Source organism: Burkholderia ubonensis (genome assembly GCF_902833085.1).
Lineage (GTDB): Bacteria > Pseudomonadota > Gammaproteobacteria > Burkholderiales > Burkholderiaceae > Burkholderia > Burkholderia ubonensis.
This window is the reverse complement of the sequence record NZ_CADFEB010000003.1, coordinates 146,292-165,490: the sequence shown is the minus strand read 5'-3', so window position 1 is coordinate 165,490 and position 19,199 is coordinate 146,292. Positions and strand designations below refer to the sequence as shown.

Below are 19,199 nucleotides of genomic sequence, written 5' to 3'. Positions count from 1 at the left end.
CTTGTCCATCAGCCCGCGATCTGCCTGAACGGGTCCAGCGCGAACCCGATCAGCCGCCGCTCGCGCACCACGATTTCCGCCGTGGCCGTCATCCCGTAGCGCAGCGGGTACTTCGTGCCGGCGATCAGGTACGCGTCGCGCGCCAGCGCCACGCGGCCTTCGTAGACGGGTTCCTTCGTCTGCGCCTGCGGCTTCGTCGCCGGCGAGATGTATTCGAGCGTGCCGTCGATCACGCCGTAGCGCTGATACGGAAACGCGTTGAACTTGAGCTTCACCGGCAAGCCTTCGTGCAGGAACGCGCGGTCCTGCTCCGCGATTGCGACCTTCACCACCGGCCGCGCATCCGACGGCGCGATGCTGCCGAGCGGCGTGTTGGCGAGAATCTTGTCGCCGGGCTGCGTCGTGGTCACATCGGTGATCACGCCGGACGCGGGCGCCAGCACGAGCAGGAAATTGTCCTTGTCGATGTTCTCGAAGCGGATGCGCGCGGCGGCATCCGCGGCGAGGCGCGCCGTCTGCACCTGCAGGCGCAGCTTCTCCTCGGTGTTCGCGATGTCGCGCACCGTCGCGTCGTACTGGATGCGCAGCCCGGCCAGCGTCTCGCCGCTGCCTTCGAGCTGCGCCTTCGCCTGCGCGAACTCGTGGCTCTGCTGCGCCTCGAGCTGCGTGAGCCGCGCCTGCGCGACGCGGTAGCTGTCCTGGGCCTGCAGGTACGCGCTGCGCTTCTGCTCCACCTGGCTCTGCGACACGCCGCCGCCGCCCGGCAGCGCGAACAGGCGCGCGTACTTGTCCTGTTCGTCCTTCGCGAGATCGAGCGCGTGGCGCGCGTTGTCGATGTTGCTGCGCGCTTCGTCGATCTGCGCGCGCTGCGATTGCGCGAGCTTGCTCGTGCCTTCGGCAATGCGGTTCTGGTGCAGGTGCTCCTCGACCTCGATCTGCTGCTTCAGCGCGTCGGCCTTGCGCTCCATCAGCTGCTTCTTGTCCGGAAACTGCTTCCATTCGCGCTCCGCGTCGTCGAGCTTGAGCCGCGCATCGAGCGCATTCGTCGCCGCCTCGATCGCGCCGCGCGCGTTGATCCGGCCGATCACGTCGTTCTTCTCGACCGGCTGGCCTTCGGCGATGTAGATGTCCACCAGCTCGCCGTCGACGGGCGCGTAGATGCGGCGCACCTCGGATTCCGGCGCGAGCGCGCCCTGCGCGGTCACGATCACGTCGGCGCGGCCGACGAACGACCACAACAGCGCACACACGACGAGCCCCACCATCGCGATGATGGTCGCCTGCGTGAGCCGCCACGGCCGCGCCGTCAGGATCGCGATCCCTTCGGCGCTGTGATCCTCCAGCGCCTCGCCGAGCGAGCGCGGCGGCTCCGGCGGCGCCGCCTGCCGCGCGCGCTTAAGGAGACTGTCGAGCTTCACCGCGCCCTCCCGAGGAAGCGAGCCGTTCCAGCGTCGCGGCATGCGCGGCGAACGGCGGCGTCGCGAAGCGGAACTGCCTGAGGCGATCCAGCACGGCCGGCCCGCGCCCGGCCCGCGCGTCGCTTTCGAACTGCGTGTACTGCTGCAGGTCGGCCCGCACGGCGTCGAGGCCGCCGAGGCGCGGATAGCGCTGCTCGTAATCGGCGAGCTGCGCCGGGAGACCGTCGAGCCGGTCGTCGTCGAGCGCCGACGCGATCGCGCGCTGCAAGCGTTCGAGCGCGGCCACGTAGACGGAGTTGTCGCTTTGCAGCTTGCGCACCTGGCTGAGCGCGTCGGCATACGGCACGGCGAACGCGGGAACGTATGACGAAATCCGGTCGAGCAGCCGCTGATGCGCGCCCGGGTCGTCGTTCCAGCGGCCGGTCAAGGCCTTGATCGGCGCTTCGTCGCGGTAGATGCGGATCGGCGCGTCCGGCCCGCCGCGTCCGGCAACGAACGCCTGCAGCTCGCCGATCCACGCGACTTCGTCGACGAGCGGCCGTGCGTCGGGGTTGTGGCGCGCCAGCGTGCGCATGTCCTGCACGACGGCGCGGGCGCGCTCGAAGGCGCGCACGTTCATCGCGGCGATCCAGTCCGGCACGGTCGAGCGGACGAGCGCCTCGGTGCCCAGCGCGAGGAACGCCGTGTCGTCCGGATGGTTTGCGAGATAACGGTCGGCGAGCTGCGCCGCGTGCACGGTGTCGCCGCGCGCCAGCAGCGAACGCATGTCGCGCAGCGGCGCGTCCTGGAAATACAGCGTCGCGAGCAGCACGACGAGCGCGGCCAGCAGCGCGCCGCTCCACCAGCCGAGCCGGCGCAGGTTCACGTGCCCGCTGCCGCCGAACGCCTCGCTCAGCTCCGACAGGAAGACTTCGAACCTGCCGCGCCGGCGGCGCGCGTCATGCGCGGTTTCGGCGGCGCCATGCGCGGCATGCGGGTTGACTTCGTCGTCCTGCTGAACGGCCGGAACCGTGCAGAAGATGTCGAGGAACGAATGTGCGGTATCGACGAAGGTCGTCCGATCGGCGTCCACGGCGGCCGCATTCGCGCCGGCTCCGGGCGACGACGCGGCCGTCACGGTGGAGTCCGGCGCCGGCTCGCGCTGCACGCCGACGCGATAGACGAAGTGATCGCCGCCGAACGCGAGCAGCGCGCCGTCGCCGAGCGGCACCGCATGCTCGTCGAGCCGACGGCCGTCGACGAACGTGCCGTTCGTGCTGCCGAGGTCTTCGACGAAGACCTCGCCGTCCTGCATGTAGATATGCGCGTGACGGCGCGACAGGTAGTTCACCTGATGCGGATACGCGTTCCGGTAGCACGCGAACGTGTCGTCGGTCTTGCTCACGAGGAACGGGAACGCGGTAATGATGACCGGTTGCAGGCCGAGATCGCCGCGCTCCGGCGACAGCGTGACGACGGCCGGCCGCGCCGGCCGATGCGTCGCGCGCGGCACGAACGCGACGCGGTACGCCAGCGTGCCGGCAAAGCGCAGTTCGTCGCCGTCGCGCAGCAGGTGCGGCTTGTCGCCGACGTCGACGCCGTTGACGGCCGTCCCGTTCTTGCTGCCGAGATCGGCGACATAGGCCGCGCTGCCTTCGAAGAAGATGCGCGCATGCCGGCGCGACAGGTCGGCCACCAGCTCGGGCCGCGCGGACGCGAACGGCGTGTTGGTCCGCCCGACGGCGAACAGCGCGTTGTCGATCCGGATCTCGCTCAGCTCCGGATGGGAAGCCGGCTTGAGCACGATGTCGAACTGCCGATCGAGCGCGGCCTGTTTCTCGGCAATCGAAGCGGCGTCTGGAACCATGATTCGGCCAACGATCGACATGCGCCCGCCAATGGGCACGCGGCGCAGGAAACGCGACGCGCTTGCGAACCACCATAGTGAAGCCGCTCCGCCAACGCACATGGCAACAAGAGCGTGAAAAAAGTTTAGGCGACCGATGACGGTAGTCAATCGGCCGACGCCGATCGCGCGGCTACGCAGGGCTGGCGTGTTCATTGCATCGCGTGGCCGGCCGGCTCGCTGCTCGCATTCGAGATTTCGACCGCGCGCCAGCCGCCGCCGATCGCCTTGTAGAGCGTGACCGTGTCGCTCAGAATCTGCTGATGATTGGCGAGCAGCGCGAGCTCCGCGGACGCCACCGAACGTTCCGATTCGAGCACCTCGAGCTGCGAGACGAGCCCTTCCCTGAGCTGCGCCTCGACCTGTGCGGCGACGCTGCGCAGGCGCTCGCCCTGCTGCTGAAGCTGCACGCGCTGCCGCTTGTGCGCGTCGAGATCGACGAGTGCATTTTCCACCTCCTTGAACGCGGTGAACACGGTCTGCCGGTACTGCTGCTCGGCGACCTTGGTCTGCGCCTCGGTCGTCTTGATGTGCGCGCGCACGCCCGGGTCGAACATCGGCAGGTTGAGGCTCGGCAGGAAGCTGAACGTGAACGCCTTGAACAGGTCCGACAGCGCGAACGCCGCGGTGCCGCCGCGCCCGGTCAGGCTGATCGACGGCAGTTGCGCCAGCTTCGCCGCGCCCACTTCGTCATACGATTCGAGCACGCGAAACTGCGCGGCGACGACATCCGGCCGGCGCGCGAGCAGTTGCGCGGGCAGCCCCATCGGCACGTCCGGCAGCTTGACGCGCTGCCGGAGATGACCGGCAGGCATCGTGAATTCGCCGGCCGGCACGCCCAGCAGCGTCGCGAGCGCGTTCTCGGCGTTGTCGCGCGAACGGTGCAGCTCGATCAGCTCGTTCGCCAGCCCGTTGATCTCCGCACTCTGCCGCAGCACTTCCGTCTGCGGCGCGACGCCGTTCGCGAACATCGACTGGTAGATCGCGAGGATCTGCCGGTTCTTGTCGAGCGTGCGCTGCTCCTGCTCGATCTGGTCGTCGAACTGGAGGATCCGGAAGTACGTGCTCGACACGTCGGCGACGAGCGTCAGGTAGCCTGCGCGCCAGTCGGCCTCGGTCGCGTGGAATTCGGCCTTCTGCGCCTGCACGCCTTTCTCGACCTTGCCCCAGATGTCGATGTCCCAGTTCACCTGGCTGCCGAGGTTGTAGGTCTTCGACAGCTTCTGATGCGTGCTCTTCTCGAAGTCCGCGCCCGCGCCGAGGTCGACGCTCGGCAGCGCGCCCGCCTGGACTTCGCCGACCTGCGCGCCGGCCACGCCGATGCGGGCCGCCAGCACCTTGATGTCGACGTTGCCCGCGATGGCCTTGTCGATGAGCGCATCGAGAGTCGGATCGTCGAAGCTCTTCCACCATTCCGGATTGACCGCATCCGACGCGGATACCGGCCCGTGCGCGTGCGCCCACGTGGCCTTCGCCGGCATTTCCGGGCGCTGGTAGGCGGGTATGTTCAGATCCATGCAGCCGGACAGCAACGCCGCGCATGCACCGGCGGAACCGGCAAGGCGGGCCAGCGAACGCATGAGACCGCGGCGGTTGCGCGTGGCGGTCGGCGACAGGCGGGTGTTCACGGTCGACTCCTTCGGAGGAACGCGGCGCATCTCATCCTGCATAGGATGTGCCAGCCGCTCGCGGGATCGGCGGGAAGCATGCCGGGCGGCTGGCCGATGCGGGTCCGGGCGAGGAAGAAGGGGGTTGGGGCGATGCGTGGGCGGCACACGGATCAACGATGCGTGACGGGTCGCCGCCGACAGTTCCGGCTCGGCATGTCGGGAATGCACAGACACTCGCGCCGATCACGCAATGGGCGACAGCGTCGCCGCGCGATCGTCGCTCGACGTGCGCGACGTCACTTCACGTAGATCGTGATCTTCTTCGAATAGACGGGGGGATTTTGCGGCACGTGGTTGGCGTCGCCCATCAACAGCTGCAACGTGTGCTTGCCCGGCGGAAGCTCCAGCGTGGTTTCGGTCTCGCCCGCGCCGAAATGCAGGTGATTCCGGTCGGACGGAATCGGCTGGTCCATCGGCGGCAGGTCCGTATCGACCAGCAGGTGATGGTGGCCCGTGTTCGGAAACTGCACGTGCGACGGCGCGACGCCCATGTCCCGCAAGCCGAACCACACCCGGAACGGACGTCCGGCCGGCAGCACCTGGCCGTCGTTGGGCCATCCGATGTAGACGATGGCCTTCGCGGAATGCGCGCCGGTCTCGGCGGTCGTCGCACCCGTCCATAGCAGCACCACGGCAGCGGCGAAGAGGATGAGCTTGTTCATGGCGTCGGTTCCCGGTTCGTGCGGCGGGCGCGGCATGCCGCGCTACTTGACCGTGATCGTGATCTTCTTCGAATACACGGGCGGATCGTGCGGCACGTGATCGTGGTCGCCCATCAGCAGCTGCAGCGTGTGCTTGCCGGGCGGAAGCTCGATGCGCGCCTCGGTCTGACCGGCGCCGTAATGGAGGTGATTCCGGTCCGACGGTATCGGCTGGTCCAGCGGCGGGAGATCGGCATCGATGAGCAGATGATGATGGCCCACGTTGGGCCGCTCGATGCCTTTCGGGCAGATGCCCATGTTGCGCAGGCCCATGCGCACCCAGAACTTGCCGCCCGTGATCGTGGCACCGTCCGACGGCCAGATGATGTACGCCTCGGCGCCGGGCGGCGAAGGCGTGCGCCCCGCGGCAAATACGATCCTCGGCGCCAGGACGGTGGCGGCCATGACCAACAGCGTAGCCCTTCTTCGCATCGTATTGCTCCTCGCGTTGGTGGCGGCGCGCGGCGTCGGACAGTGGAGCGTGTCTAACAGCTTAGGATGTAATCGGCGGGAAGGCACAGATCGATGCGTGTGCGCGCATGTCTGTTTTTTTCACGAACCTCGGGTGGTTCCGGTGATCGCCGCCGAATGCGCGTGCTATCTTGAATGTGTCCTGGCCGTGCCCGCGCCCGCCGCAGGCCGGCATCGTGGCAACGCATGTGCGTTCCATATGTAAACAGACCCTATGGGGCTGAATATGTGGCGAATACTCTTGCCCGCATGCCTGTTTGCGTCGATCGCGGTGACATCGAGCGTCTGCTCCGGCGAGGACATGCATCCGTTTGCCACGCCGCCGGCAGCGTCCGCGCGCGCCCCGTCCGTCGAACCGCGTCGCGTCGCGCTCGTGATCGGCAACGGCGCCTATCGCAACCGTCCGCTCGCCAATCCGGTCCATGACGCCGATGCAATGCGCGATGCGTTGCAGGCCCTCGGCTTCGACGTCATCACGCTGCGCAACGCCACCCGGCAACAAATGCTCGACGGGCTTGCCGCGTACGAGCGCCGCGTTGCGGCCGACGGCGCGGGGCTGGTCTATTTTGCGGGCCACGGCGCCAGCGCCGGCGGCACGACGTGGCTCGCGCCGGTCGATGCCGACGTCCGCTCTCCGGCCGGCCTGTCGCGAACGGGCATCGACCTGCAAACCGTGTTCGATGCGACGTCGCGGCGGCACGGCGACCGGATTGATCTGATCATTCTGGATTCCTGCCTGAGTACGCCCCCGGGCGCCGGCGACACGGCGGCCCGCCAGCCGCCGCCGCATACGCTCGTCGCCTACGCGGCAGCGCCCGGCGCAAACGCGGCCGACGGTGCAACGCATGGTGTGTACACGGCGGCGCTGCTGCAGACGCTCGCGTCGCCGGGACTCGGCATCGCTCAGACGTTCGACCGTGCAGGCGCGATGGTCGAAAGCGCCACCGGGCATCGGCAGATGCCGTGGGTCGCCTCGTCCCTTTCCGCCCGTTCCGATGCGGCAACGACGTTGGCATTCCCCGGGGTCCGTCGCGCAGGAAACGGCGCGAGGCATTCGGGCGACGAAGTGCTGGCCGACGTCGGCGTCGTCGCGTTCGACAGCCGTGGCGTGATGCCGAAAGACAGCGCCGAGCAGTACGAAATCACGTTCTGGGAGTCGATCAAGGACAGCAAGGATGCGGGCGATTACGAAGCCTATCTGAAGACCTACCCGAACGGACGCTTCGCGTCGTTGGCGCAGGCCCGTCTTGCGCGACTGCGCGCGGCGGCGCCCAAGGCGCCCGCGGCGTCCGCGCCCGCACAGACGGCGAGCGCCGCGCCGGCCCCCGCCCCGGCGCCCGCATCAGCAGCGGCGGCACAGCCTGCGCACACGCCCGGCTCGCCGGCGAAAGCGCCGCCTCCCGCCGCAGCGACGGCCCCGTCGCCACCGCAGCAGAAAGGCGTCGCGACGGCCGCCAATGAAATCCGGGATTGCCCTGCATGCCCCCCGATGCTGGCGGTCAACCCGGGGACGTTCGCGATGGGCAGCAATTCGGGCGATCCGTCGGAAAAGCCCGCGCACCGCGTGACACTCGATCATTCCTTCGCGCTCGCGAAGTACGTGGTGACCGTCGCGCAGTGGAACACGTGCCGCGATGCCGGTGCCTGTCCGCGCCTGCCGAGCGACAGCAACACGGCGCCGAACGCGCCCGTGCGCGACCTGAGTTGGGACGACGCGCAACAGTACGTGAAGTGGCTGTCGAAGATCAGCGGCAAGTCGTACCGGCTGCCGACCGAGGCCGAATGGGAATTCGCGGCCCGCGGCGGCACCGCGACGCGCTACTGGTGGGGCAACGAGATGCGCCCGGGCAACGCGAACTGCAAGGACTGCGGCCAGCCGTGGCGCGCCGATGCGCCGGATAACGTCGGGTCGTTCGCGGCCAATCCGCTCGGCTTCTACGACATGGGTGGCGGCGTATGGGAATGGGTCAGCGATTGCTGGCACAACTCGTACAAGAATGCGCCTGCCGACGGCCGCTCGTGGGACGAGCCGAATTGCCAGGTACGCGTGATCCGCGGCGGCTCGTGGCGGGACGGGGCGAGCTACATGCCGGTCTCGACACGCTTCAAATACGACAGCAGCGTACGGTATTCGGCAAACGGGTTTCGCGTGGCCAGGGACATGAAGTAGGTATCGCCCTGGCCGTTCGGGCCTGCTGCGCCGCTGCCGGCAGCCTCACGCGCGGGTTCGTCCGACCGCGGCGACATGATCGATGAACGCAAAGAACGGGTCCACCGCATAGCCGGCCACGAATGCGATGGCGAGAGGCGATGCCGAAATGGACCCGTCCATGAACTTGTCGAACAGGCCAATCACGGTCCCTACGATCACGGCGACGATCATGCGCGTGCAGTAGGCACATTGCGCATGCGACGCGTGATACGTCTGGTTTCGAGTCCGGGTACACAAGTCCCGGAGAATGAAGGCCAACGTGCCGAGGACCGCATATAGCACCGGCAGCAGATAGACGGCGATCGCGCTCCAAAGAAAATCGCTCGTATGTTGGGCATTCTGTGCCATCGCCCGAATGTCCTGATACACCGCGAGTTTCTGAAGGCCATCGTCGATCGAGTGCTCGGGCCCTTGGGGCTTTTGATCGTCCTTGCCGCCGTCGCGCGAATGTTCGTGGCGCACGAGCATCGGCAGGGTCAGCTCGAGATTTTCTCGCTGGGTCGCCTTGTCCCGCATCCACGGCGATCCGTAGGGGTTCTCGCGACCGTGAAGCGAGAGCAGTTCCAGCCATCTCGTTTCCGCGTAGAGTTGGCGATTGTTGCGGGCGAAAACCTGGAGCTGCTCCTTTATCGCGAGCGCGGACGGCGTCAGCGCCTGTTCGTAGTCGATCTCGCGTCTTTCGTCGGCCACGGACACCATGCGTTGGCTGGCCGAGGCGTCCTGGTCAGGCTTGCCCCCTCGCACCCATAGCCTGTCCGCATCGTAGGCGCCGCGTCGCTTTTCGATCGAGACGATCAGGCTTCGCTGCGTCTGAAGTGCCTCGTGGAGAGGAATGGCGATCCTGTCGTTCGCTTCGACCAGCGCTTTCCCGCTCTCGGACAGCTTCGAGTCGACGAACATGACCATCGATGCGGGAACGATGAGCACCGCCAGGATGGATGTGAGCAAGAAGTAGCGTCGGGTCGCCTTCTTCGCATCTTCCGTCGATTTCGGATCAAGCGTCTCGGCGCTGACCGGCTTGATTGCACCGGCCAGACGGCTTTGCGCGCAATACAGTTGCCCCTCGAGTCTGGCCGTCAATTTTCCGCAAGCCACGGCTTCGCGAACCACCGCAATCGTTGCGGGTATATCCGGTTCGATCATTTTTCCGGCGCGAGCCGCGTATGTCAGCATCCTTTCGGAATCGTCCAGCAGATTTCCGACAGATGACCCGACAAAGTTGCCACTAGACATGATGCCCTCCAATTCAACCCATGTTGCCAAGGTTTACGACTTGGACGGCCATGCTCACGCATCTATCATGCCATCGCGCCAACACCGTTCTCCGGCGGACGCGCCGATCGCTTCGCTTGGTCTGGTGTGCGAAAGTGTTGATGCTCGGCCAACATTTTCTTGGTCAGGAGTCTGGCCGGCGAAGACAGCCATTCACGAGGACGAGGCCGTCATCCGGGCCCGATCCGTGGGACCGACATCAGCGTTCAGTCGCGCCGGAAAAGCGCTGACGTGCCGAAGAAGAAGCGCCGCGTTTTAAGCAGCAATATGACGGAGCCGATCAACGCAGCCGAGATCACCATTGGAAATACAAGGCAATGCAGTGCAATGCCGACAAGCGAGTTTCTGTAATCGTTGCGCGTCAGATAGACCGAGCGTGAAATCTGCAACGCATACAACGCGAGCGGCGCCAGAAAAAGGGGCCATAGGCGACCGGCAAACGGTGCCGCGAGTGTGGCCACCGCGATCACGTAGTGCTGGAACTCCCACATCACGTGATAGGAATTCACGAGAATCTTTCGTTTCAGTGTCGGCTGAGTTCGAGCGGTACGCATCTGCACGGGCAAATGCTGGATCGCCCCGATGGTCCAGCGCAGACGTTGCAGAAATAGTCCGCGGATCGTCTGTCTCTCGATCTCCCACGCCAGCACGCGCGGCAGAATCGGAATGGTCCCGCCCATCCTGAGTACCTGATAGGTTGCACTCAGATCTTCGAGAAAGCCATTTACAAGCAGTTCTCGATAACTGACAAAATCGACCAGTTGCAGGCCGCCTGGAAAGTTCGCGACCGAATACTCATTCTTGACCAGTTGCAGAACGCTTTGCCGGTAAAGACGGTTGTTGCATACGATATGTGAAGAGATTGTTTGCCTTCTGCCCGGCTCCTGGAGCGGATAGATCAGGCAGGAACCATACGGATTTGCCGATCGCGCACGAAATTCGAGAAGCTCCGGCAATGCGGTCGGTGCAAGCACGATGTCGGCGTCCAGCAGCAATACCGTTCGAGAGGCCAGGTATCGGCCTCCATGAAGGATCGCCGCAACTTTGCCGGCCTGGGGAGCCGGCAGCGAAACGATGCATAGAGGCGTTCCACATGCTGCAAACCGAGGCTCGAAGCTGCGCGCCAGTCGTTCGCTGCTGTCCGTGCAACGATCAAGCACGAGCACGATCTGCACAACCTGGCGGAGATCGTTCGACAGAATTCCTTCCAGGCAGCGCTCTATGGTCGACGCGGCGTTGAATAACGGAATCAGGATGGACACCGATTCCCGCCCGCTCGCCGCGTCCTCGATATCGCAATCGGGGCGCGGCGGCGGCAAGCAGGCCGACTGCACGAGATAGAAAGCCTGGAAGAATCCGATAACCAGGATGGCTGCCAGCAGCGCCGAGAACGGAAGAGTCATCGCTCCTCACTCACCCGGGCAAGCGGCCGCAATCTTTCTTTCCATCTCACCCAGCTCACGCTCGGACATCCATGGATAGAAGATCCAGTTGGTCGTTTCCTCAACGAAATAATCCGGCTTGAAGCGCGAATACGTCTTGACCTGCAACGTCGCGAGCTTGACCGCCAGCGCCCCTCGCCGTCGCACTTCGTCGACCACCAGCGCCGCGGTCTCGCCGGAATCCAGCACGTCGTCGACAACGAGTACACGCTTGCCGGCAAGGCTCACGTCGTTCAACGGTACCCGGATTTCGGCCTTCTCCGCCTCATAAGCCATTCCGACCTTGCCGACGCCGCTAGTCTGCCCGTTCTGGACGACTTTCATCCCCATCATCAGGTCGATGCCGAGTTCGTTGGCGAGAATCGCGCCCGGCACCGCACCACCGCGGAGCACGCACACCATCGCATCGAACGGCTCCTTGATGCTCCATGCGAGTCGTCTCGCCAGAAGGTCGACCGTTTCCCAGCTGTAGCGATCGATCTTCTTCATGCCACTGACTCCATATAGTGGTTATGGACTTCCCAGTCGATGGTGTTGCGCATACTGACATCGTAAATCGTGTGCGCCTTGGGGTACTTCCCGTACAGCTTTGCCTCCCATTCGGCAAGCGCGATGATGTCGGGCTCGGACGGTTGCGGATGCCTCGCCAAAACGGAGCCCGGGTCCGCATGAAACACGTTGGTCGCAAGGCCGATGCCGCGGGACAGGATTGCTTCCATGCCCTCCATGCTGCTCTGAATCGGTTCTACACCCCACACCAAACCGCAATAGACTTCGTATTCGCCGAAGACTTCCTTCGCATAGTCCAGCGCCTCCCACCAGCGATCGTAGCCGTAGTACTGATCCTTTCCCGGGCAGATGCGAGCGAAATCCTCGCGCCCATAGACTTCGAGGTTGAACGCAATCGAGGTAACGCCGGCCGCCTTGTATTCGTCGATCAGGCGGAAGTCATGGGGCGGGTGGGCGAGGACGTGCATACGAACGCCGGGCTCACGGGCATCGCGGATTGCCTGCAGCGGCTCGATAATCGCGCGGCGCGTCCCTTCGTCGTCGGGTGGCGTGCCGCAGGTATTGGTAATCATCGGGATATTCCAGCCGGATTTCTGGATTATGCGCGTCGTCTCCAGCATCCGTTCACGGCTGAACTCGGTGACGAGCGGCTTCCCTACCGTGCGGCGCGCCTTGCGCAGCGAGCAGAAGCCGCAAGGCTTGCCCTTGTCGAAGTAGTGGCAATCCGGATAGAGAAAGAACCCCGGCGTCACTGCCCCATATGCGGAGATCACATCGTCGGTTCTTGCACCGTCCTTAAGTGTTTTACCGAAGAACGGAAGTGCTTCCGGTAATTCGACGTCCTGATGAAACTCATTCTCGTGGTAGAGCGCGAGCCGCTCCCCCTCGAAGCGAAGACGCCAAGGCGAACCCTCGCGACGCAAAACGGAAACCACGAGATCATCACCCAGCAGCAGCACCTGCGGAATACGATGCTCGCGCTTTATGTTGCGGTTAGTGACGCAGTAGCCGTATGTGTTCTCGTAATAGCGCCGGCTGGTTGCGGCAAACATGTCGATGTCGAAGTCGATGCCGTTGGAAATCAGGGCAATTTTCGTTCTCAAGGAAGGTCGCATTGCTCTTATCACTCCATTGACAATGTGTGATCGATCGTAGCGCTGGTCACTGCGATACCGGAAACCCCCAGACTTCATGCGGCGCCTCCGCAGCGCGCCTGCCGTTCCGGATCGCTCCCAGCCTGCCCTTATCCAGTGAGTACGAGGCCACGATAGCCGAACGCCTGAAGTTCACAATCTGCGAGATTTGACAGGTGGATAAATTGAGCCGGGCGTGAAAGAATTTTCGATTGGACCAATTGATCTTCGTCGGGGCTTCGTCTGTATGAAGCGCTTGATTAAATCAATGAATTCAACCGGGGATAACTTCAGGACCCCGAAAAAACGTACACTTTCATGTAACTATCGTACTTTTAATTCCGGATTCCGAAGCCCCCCACGCGAATCAGCCGACCAGGATATAGAGCCAGTTCTTCGGTCGCGCACCGTCCAGATCGTTGTCGCATTCCAGCGCCACTTCTCCGGTTCCGGAATGCTTGATGCCGCCGCGGAAATTCATGATGGCCTCACGTTCCAAACGGTCGAAGGCGTTCCCGACGAGGTTGTGCGGCTCCCTGTAAATCGGGCACATCAATTTGAAAGAGGGCTTGTTGGCCTGATGAGAGGACAGCCGCTTGTTCAGATCACTAGTGATGCCGATATAGAACTTGCTGTACTCCGGATTTTTTTTGGCAAATATCTTCAACACCTGATGCAAATGCGAAATGACATCGCTGTGGCGAATGACGTCCACCTTCAGCATGTATTTGTCGTAAGGCACGATAAGCCGCAAGGTCATGGTTGATCTCCACGAGTTGTGAAGCTTCAATGGGTCGTATGAGTGGTTCATCCGGAGAAAATCCGGGCGACTGGAAGTCGCCAGATACGCGGGCTTCCAGTTAATCAGCCGGATGAACATTCAGAAGAATGCCCGACTCACGTTTTCCCGTCGACTGAAAATGGTCCGGTAAATCACTCGACATGGCCTTGACCTGCCTGATTCCCTCGGGCGCCCGGCCGGCGCCGCCTACCGCGCGCTCTGCTGCCGCTGGATTTCCTTCGCCTTCATCTGCAGGTAGTCCTGCCGGTCCAGCTCGTGGAGCTGCCGTGCGTACTGCTCGGTCGCGTCGAACCAGCGGGCAAGACGCTGGTCGAGCGGCTTGTCGAGCGTCCCGAGGTACGCGTCGATCGCGAGGTAATAGCGCATCGTGTTGCGCTCCAGCAGCCCGCGCACGCCGCCGATATATGCGGGCGGCGTCGCGGCGGGTGCGCTTGCAACGGTAAAGCCGACCTTGTCGCGCCCGATGGTCCCCAGATAGGCCTTCATCGCCATGCGGCCCATCGTGCCGAAGCCGTACGCGTACGTCAGGTGCAGGAACGTGCGCGTGTCGCCGACCGGGATCGCCTCCAGTGCGATGCGGTAGTCCTTCGTGCTCATCGGCCCGCTGTCGGCGTCGAGATTGACCTGGAAATAGCCCGGCGTCGCGGGCGCCGCACGGTAACGGAACGTCACGCGATAGGTGTCGTCCAGCTTCTGCTCGACCTTCCTGCCGAGGTTGACGTCGAGCGTCGCGCCGTCGCTGCCCGACGATGCGCGGCAGTACTTGACGTTGAGGTGCAGGATCAGGACGTCGCACCAGTTGGCCGGCCCCCGCGCGGAGTCGTTGAGCCTGCCGTTGACCACGGCGAACGGATAGTCGACGACGGCGTAGATGTCGCCCCGCAGCGTCGAATTTCCCTCCGACGACTCGAGGGTCAGCGGACGCCGGAACGGATTGTGCTTCAGTTGCTCCGACAGGTCGTGGTATCGGTCGAGCAGCGTTGCGGCGGCGTCCGCGCCGAACGACAGCGCGCTCCAGCACAGGCACCATGCGGCGAGCATGGCGCGGCATCCCGCCCGGAACAGTCGGAACGGTCGGTTCACTTCGGTATTTTCAGCGGTCGACATTGGCAGGCTCCGGCCGGCGGCACCGGTCTGAACAAGCTTACCCCTTTTTGCGTCAGCGCTTGCGCGGCTTGGGCGGCGGCAACTGCGCCGCCGTGATCCGGATCAGCCGGGACAACCACTCGCGCTCGTCCCACCGCTCGCCCGAAATGACGAAGCACGGCTTCGCGCCCGGATACGGCTGGCCTTCCTCGCATGCGCCGAGAAAGGCCTTGCCGTCGGGCGTCGGCTTGACGAACAGCTGGTCGTCGCAGACGAGCGCGACCATCTTTCCGTCGCAATAGATGCCGTATTCGCCGAACATCTTCCGCGCCGACACGGCGCCGGCCGCCGCCATCTGTTCGACGATGAAATCCACGGTGCTTTGGCTCGATGCCATGCGTTTCCTCGAAAAAAACAAGTCAGGTTGATGCGACGCGCGATGCGCTTGCGGCGCCGTCACTTTTCCGCCGAGAACGCGTCCGACAGCTGACGCGCCCGTTTCACGTCGTCGCCGTGCAGGTAGATCGACGTGGTCGAGATCGACGCGTGACGCAGATTATCCCGCACGGTCGTCAGCTCGGCGCCGCGCGCGAGCGCGTGGGTCGCGTGCGTGTGGCGCATCCAGTGCGGGCTGGCTTGCCGCAGCTTCGCGGCGAGCGCCGGGTTGTCCGCGTCGACGAGGCCGGCCGTCTGCCCGAAGAAGCGCTGCAGCACTTTCCAGAGCCGCACGCTGGTGATCGCGGCGTCGCCGTCCTCGGCCAGGCTCGGGATCAGCGGCGTATCGGGCCGCCAGCGGCTCGGCGTGACCGGCAGGCGGCGCACGACCAGATGGCGGTCGAGCGCCGCCCGGGCCAGCGGCGGCAACGCGACCCTGGCCGCCTTGCGCCCTTTCCCGACGACCTTGATCCACGGATCGCCGTGCGCGTCGGTCTCGATGTCGCCGAGTGTCGCGCCGACCAGTTCGCTCGCGCGCAATCCCGTCGCATAGCCGAAGTCCAGGATGAAGCGCAGCCGCTGCGCCGCCGCCGGCTCCCAGCCGTACGACCATTCGAGCCCGTCGGCGATCGTCCTGACGAGCAGCCATTCCCCTTCGGTGAACGCATGCGACGTGTCGAGCACGATCGACCGGCGCGTATCGCGCACCTTGACGCCCGCGAACGGATTCGCGAGCAGATAGCGCTGCTCGATCAGCCAGCGGAACAGCGCGCCGAGCACGGACAGCGTGTACGCGGCCGAGCGCGCCGACAGGCCGCCGGAGAACGGGCGCCAGTCGGCCGCGCCGCGCGGCCGCACCGGCCCGATCCAGCGTTCGGCCGGCGTCGGGCGGCGCAGGAATGCGCGGTACGCGACCGCATCCTCGGTGGTCAGCGACGACAGCGCGCGGCCGCGCTCGACGATCGCCCACAGGATCAGCCGCTCGGCCTCCTTCCGGTACGCGCGCCGGGTCGCCATGGATTCGTGCAGCGACAGCCACGTCTGCACCGCCTGGTAGTCGTTGTCCGCGTCGAGCGTGCAGGTGGCGCGCGGCGCGCGGAAAGTCCCGGCCGATCCGTCGACTTCGTGCGGCAGCCGCAGTTGCTCCCACGGCACGATGCCGCTCGGCGGCGACACCGCGACGAGCGCCCGCGCGCGTGCCGTCAGTTCCGGATGCGCGGCGAAGAATGCCTCGATGCGGCGCGCGCTGGCGAGGCCGAGCCCGGGAATCGCTTTCCACCACTGGCGACGGCGCGGAATCCGCACGGTGAGATCGGCCAGCGTCGCAATGCCGTGCGCCCGCAGCGCGGCGACCGCGCGGGCGGGCAGCCAGTCGTCGACGGCGTCGCCGATGTGCGGCGAAGGCGCGCGCGCATGCCGCAGGATCTCGATCGCTTCGGCGACTGCTTTTGCCTCCCGTAAACGCTCACCTTCGGGATGCGACAGCACGTGCGCGAGATCGGGCCGGCGCGCCGATTGCGCGGCGCGCACGAGGCAGCGGCGAATGCCGCCGAGCACGCCGCGCGCCGAGCGCCGCGCACCCAGCCGGTCCGGCAGATAGCGTTCCACCGCTTGACGGACCGTCATCCCGGCGTACCACGCGCGCAGCGCGGCAAGCTCGTCGGCATCGGGAAAGCCGGCGGGAGCGGGTTCGGTCGGGGGAGGCGGGGGTGGGAGCGGGTTCATGCTGTCAGTGTGACATGGGAGTGATGGCGCTGAGATAAGACGAGTTATCTCTGGGCGCAGATGACCGGTTCGGGTGCCCCTATCCGCTGCTTCACCTATACCCCGGGACGCGGCACCAAGCTTGCCGGCAAGCTGTTCACCGGAATCGGTACTTCGTCAAAGCGGTAGACAGCGTACCGAAGGCCGCTCGCACCCCCGATCTTCCCTGGAAAATATCTGCCGATATACATTGACGTTTCATGCATCACTGAAACGAAGTGGTCCAGATCACGTCGACAATGGGGGTGTGGAAACTCTCCTTCGAATATCATGGAAACCCGTAGCATCAGCCTCCCTGTTTTATATTTCGGCACACCGGTCGCCCTCGTTTCCAGCCTGAATCCGGACGGCACCACGAATCTTAGCCCGATCTCATCCTACTGGGCGCTGTCCGATACGTTTCTGATTGGTCTGAGCGAAACAGGTCAATGCCGTCGCAATCTGCAACGGTGCGAGGAATTGGTACTCAACTTGCCAGATGCGCCGCTGTGGCCGAACGTCGAGGCTATCGCAGCGACCTCCGGGTCTGAAGCCATGCCTGACACGAAGAGGCAGATGGGGTACAGATTCGAACGCGATAAATTCAAGTGCGCAGGCCTCACCAGGAAAGCAAGTGAATGCATCGCTCCAATGCGAGTAGCTGAATGCCCGATACAGATCGAAGCGAGCTTGGTCCGTATCCATCGGATAGGTAAAGAGGTCGACGCTATGATTGCCGCCGAACTTAAGGCACTACGGATACACGTACATGCCGAACTGCTTTCCCCCGCAGATCGAATCCAGCTTGAGCGATGGCACCCGCTGTACTACGTCTTTCGTCAGTACTTCTCACTTGGGCAGCACCTGGGAATGAATTTTAGAGCGTAGCCAGCGTCGTTTCGCCGAGACGCCACGCGATTCAGAGGGACGTCCTAGATGGATCGCGTACCATCGATCGCCGCACGGTAAAGCGTTTTGGCTGCATCGATATAGGCGGATGAGGCCCGCGTCACGTTTGACATACGGCCTCCCCGTCAGGATTCGGCGGATTGCTTGTTGATCATCGCTTGCAGTGCGTTGATGAGATCGACCGGATTGCCGCCAAAGTGCCGATGGGATCCAGCAGCGCCGCCCAATCCTCGTGCGCGTCGCGTTCATCTTCTTCTGCAACTTCGCGCGCGATGGGCCTGTCGTCGTCAATCGCGTTGTGACCGTGCGCACGATCGCGCACGACTGGAAGAGCTTCTGCCTCGGCAAGATGATAGGTGCAGCGTCTATCGTCCAGCCTTTGTAGGCCGCCATGCGCTTCATTGCACCCTCGACAGCCGCGTCGTCAGGTGCTCATGATAGGCAGTCAGGCCGAGATCTTCTTGTACCCAAGCAGTCGCGCAGGAACGGTTGCACGGTGGTAGCCTCATCGGCGCCACTTGTTTGACATCGTTACTTGATGACGCCCACAGCGTTGCCGTTGCTATCTTTCAGATCGATCTCGACAATTTGAAGCTTCACTGTTTTAAGTACTAAGCCAGTGTTTCTTGTCGTTGCTTCCGCTCCGTGAGCAAACGCATATACATCAGCCGATCGATTTGGTGGCACCGAGACGCCGCGCCGCTTTGGAGAAACGGCCCGATTCGACGACGGCCACGAACGTGCTCATGTCGGAGAATTTGTTCATGCGCTTGACATGGGTGACGGAGGCTGCCCGAACCCTGCGTCCGCGCGCACCAGCGCAGCATTCTAACAATGCTTTCACCAGAACAAATTTCGCCGTTCCCGCCGGCATTTTCGATCGGGACGCCCGGATTTCCGGATCTAAACACATGAGATGCCGACGGCCGGATGCGGCAGAATGGATCACCAGCGCGCAGCAGGCGCGACATGAATCAACCGACCGCCAACGCAGACGACAAATGAAACCGGGATTTTCATTCGGAATCCTCTGGGCAGCGTTGTGCGCCGCCGTCGGCTCGACATGGGTGGAGCTGCTGTTGTGGTGGCTCCACGGCGACGATGCCGTTCGGAACCTGTATCGCGACGCGCGCCTCACGGCCGCCATCGTCATGGGCCGACGCGTGCTTGGGCCGCCCGCCGGCTTCGAGCCGCTCGTCATGGGCATGGCGACGCTCGTGCATCTGTCTCTGTCGCTCGCCTATACCGCCGTGCTGGCGGTGGCGATCCATCGACTGTCGCTGCGGCCGGCGCTGCTCGTGGGGGCCGTGTTCGGGCTTCTTCTCTACGGGATCAACCTGTACGGTTTCACCGAGATCTTCCCGTGGTTCATTCCGGTTCGCGGCGCCATCACGCTGGCGGCCCATCTGGCATTCGGGATCACGGCGGCGGCGGCCTACCGGCTTGCCGGAAGGTCGACACGGCGGCGCTCGTGACGGGCCCCGGACGAGGACCGAACGGTCCTGCGCCC

Annotated in this window: 16 protein-coding genes and 2 pseudogenes; 5 read left to right on the top strand and 13 right to left on the bottom strand. The window is 64.4% G+C overall.

The features are described from left to right. Window positions 1-8 precede the first annotated feature (8 nt). The 5 genes from HWX31_RS08615 to HWX31_RS08595 all read right to left on the bottom strand — a co-directional run bounded on the left by HWX31_RS08615 (window position 9) and on the right by HWX31_RS08595 (window position 6,106). Window positions 9-1,418, bottom strand: a complete 1,410-nt coding sequence (locus HWX31_RS08615) for a beta-barrel domain-containing protein (protein ID WP_244143687.1) — start codon at window positions 1,416-1,418, stop codon at window positions 9-11. Next, window positions 1,396-3,264 carry an FHA domain-containing protein gene (locus HWX31_RS35155; RefSeq protein WP_174959178.1) on the bottom strand — a complete coding sequence of 623 codons (1,869 nt, stop codon included), beginning with the start codon at window positions 3,262-3,264 and terminating at the stop codon, window positions 1,396-1,398. The genes HWX31_RS08615 and HWX31_RS35155 overlap by 23 nt, the downstream gene beginning before the upstream one ends. 191 nt (window positions 3,265-3,455) lie before the next feature. Continuing rightward, window positions 3,456-4,883: an efflux transporter outer membrane subunit gene (locus tag HWX31_RS08605; RefSeq protein WP_174959351.1), complete on the bottom strand. Its 1,428-nt coding sequence runs from the start codon at window positions 4,881-4,883 to the stop codon at window positions 3,456-3,458. 326 nt (window positions 4,884-5,209) lie between these two features. Continuing rightward, window positions 5,210-5,635: a DUF4399 domain-containing protein gene (locus tag HWX31_RS08600; RefSeq protein WP_059657421.1), complete on the bottom strand. Its 426-nt coding sequence runs from the start codon at window positions 5,633-5,635 to the stop codon at window positions 5,210-5,212. A gap of 42 nt (window positions 5,636-5,677) precedes the next feature. Next, the gene (locus HWX31_RS08595; protein ID WP_059615484.1) at window positions 5,678-6,106 is read right to left on the bottom strand and encodes a DUF4399 domain-containing protein; all 429 of its coding nucleotides are present in this window, start codon (window positions 6,104-6,106) and stop codon (window positions 5,678-5,680) included. A gap of 253 nt (window positions 6,107-6,359) precedes the next feature. Between HWX31_RS08595 and HWX31_RS35345 the strand changes: the two are divergent. After that, window positions 6,360-7,070, top strand: a pseudogene (locus HWX31_RS35345) (caspase family protein); the annotation flags it as partial. Between the two features lie 3 nt (window positions 7,071-7,073). Continuing rightward, a complete protein-coding gene (locus HWX31_RS08590) occupies window positions 7,074-8,315 on the top strand; it encodes a formylglycine-generating enzyme family protein (protein ID WP_425129506.1) in 1,242 nt (413 codons plus the stop codon). Between the two features lie 45 nt (window positions 8,316-8,360). Here HWX31_RS08590 and HWX31_RS08585 read toward each other — a convergent pair whose 3' ends face one another. The 8 genes from HWX31_RS08585 to HWX31_RS08550 all read right to left on the bottom strand — a co-directional run bounded on the left by HWX31_RS08585 (window position 8,361) and on the right by HWX31_RS08550 (window position 16,762). Beyond that, window positions 8,361-9,590, bottom strand: coding sequence for a hypothetical protein (locus tag HWX31_RS08585; protein ID WP_174959182.1), 1,230 nt, complete (start codon window positions 9,588-9,590; stop codon window positions 8,361-8,363). Between the two features lie 245 nt (window positions 9,591-9,835). After that, a complete protein-coding gene (locus HWX31_RS08580) occupies window positions 9,836-11,032 on the bottom strand; it encodes a glycosyltransferase family 2 protein (protein ID WP_174959184.1) in 1,197 nt (398 codons plus the stop codon). A 6-nt stretch (window positions 11,033-11,038) separates the two neighbouring features. Beyond that, window positions 11,039-11,560: a phosphoribosyltransferase gene (locus HWX31_RS08575; RefSeq protein WP_174959185.1), complete on the bottom strand. Its 522-nt coding sequence runs from the start codon at window positions 11,558-11,560 to the stop codon at window positions 11,039-11,041. Next, window positions 11,557-12,696, bottom strand: coding sequence for a radical SAM protein (locus HWX31_RS08570; protein WP_174959186.1), 1,140 nt, complete (start codon window positions 12,694-12,696; stop codon window positions 11,557-11,559). Before HWX31_RS08570 ends, HWX31_RS08575 begins: the two co-directional genes overlap by 4 nt. 385 nt (window positions 12,697-13,081) lie before the next feature. Further along, window positions 13,082-13,474, bottom strand: a complete 393-nt coding sequence (locus tag HWX31_RS08565) for a GIY-YIG nuclease family protein (RefSeq protein ID WP_174959187.1) — start codon at window positions 13,472-13,474, stop codon at window positions 13,082-13,084. Window positions 13,475-13,702: 228 nt separating this feature from the next. Beyond that, entirely contained in the window at window positions 13,703-14,557 is an 855-nt protein-coding gene (locus HWX31_RS08560; protein ID WP_174959353.1) for a hypothetical protein, read from the bottom strand. Between the two features lie 118 nt (window positions 14,558-14,675). Further along, window positions 14,676-14,999, bottom strand: a complete 324-nt coding sequence (locus HWX31_RS08555; protein WP_174959189.1) for a TfoX/Sxy family protein — start codon at window positions 14,997-14,999, stop codon at window positions 14,676-14,678. Window positions 15,000-15,058: 59 nt separating this feature from the next. Then, complete coding sequence (locus tag HWX31_RS08550; RefSeq protein ID WP_174959191.1) at window positions 15,059-16,762, bottom strand: site-specific integrase; 1,704 nt, start codon at window positions 16,760-16,762, stop codon at window positions 15,059-15,061. Between the two features lie 42 nt (window positions 16,763-16,804). Between HWX31_RS08550 and HWX31_RS34890 the strand changes: the two are divergent. The 3 genes and pseudogenes from HWX31_RS34890 to HWX31_RS08540 form a co-directional block, all read left to right on the top strand. Further along, window positions 16,805-16,965: pseudogene (locus HWX31_RS34890) on the top strand (IS66 family transposase); the annotation flags it as partial. A 106-nt stretch (window positions 16,966-17,071) separates the two neighbouring features. Next, window positions 17,072-17,668 (top strand): flavin reductase family protein, encoded by a 597-nt coding sequence (locus HWX31_RS08545; RefSeq protein WP_059681604.1) that lies wholly within the window; start codon window positions 17,072-17,074, stop codon window positions 17,666-17,668. A 1,022-nt stretch (window positions 17,669-18,690) separates the two neighbouring features. Next, window positions 18,691-19,164 (top strand): sodium:proline symporter, encoded by a 474-nt coding sequence (locus HWX31_RS08540; RefSeq protein WP_174959355.1) that lies wholly within the window; start codon window positions 18,691-18,693, stop codon window positions 19,162-19,164. Window positions 19,165-19,199 lie beyond the last annotated feature (35 nt).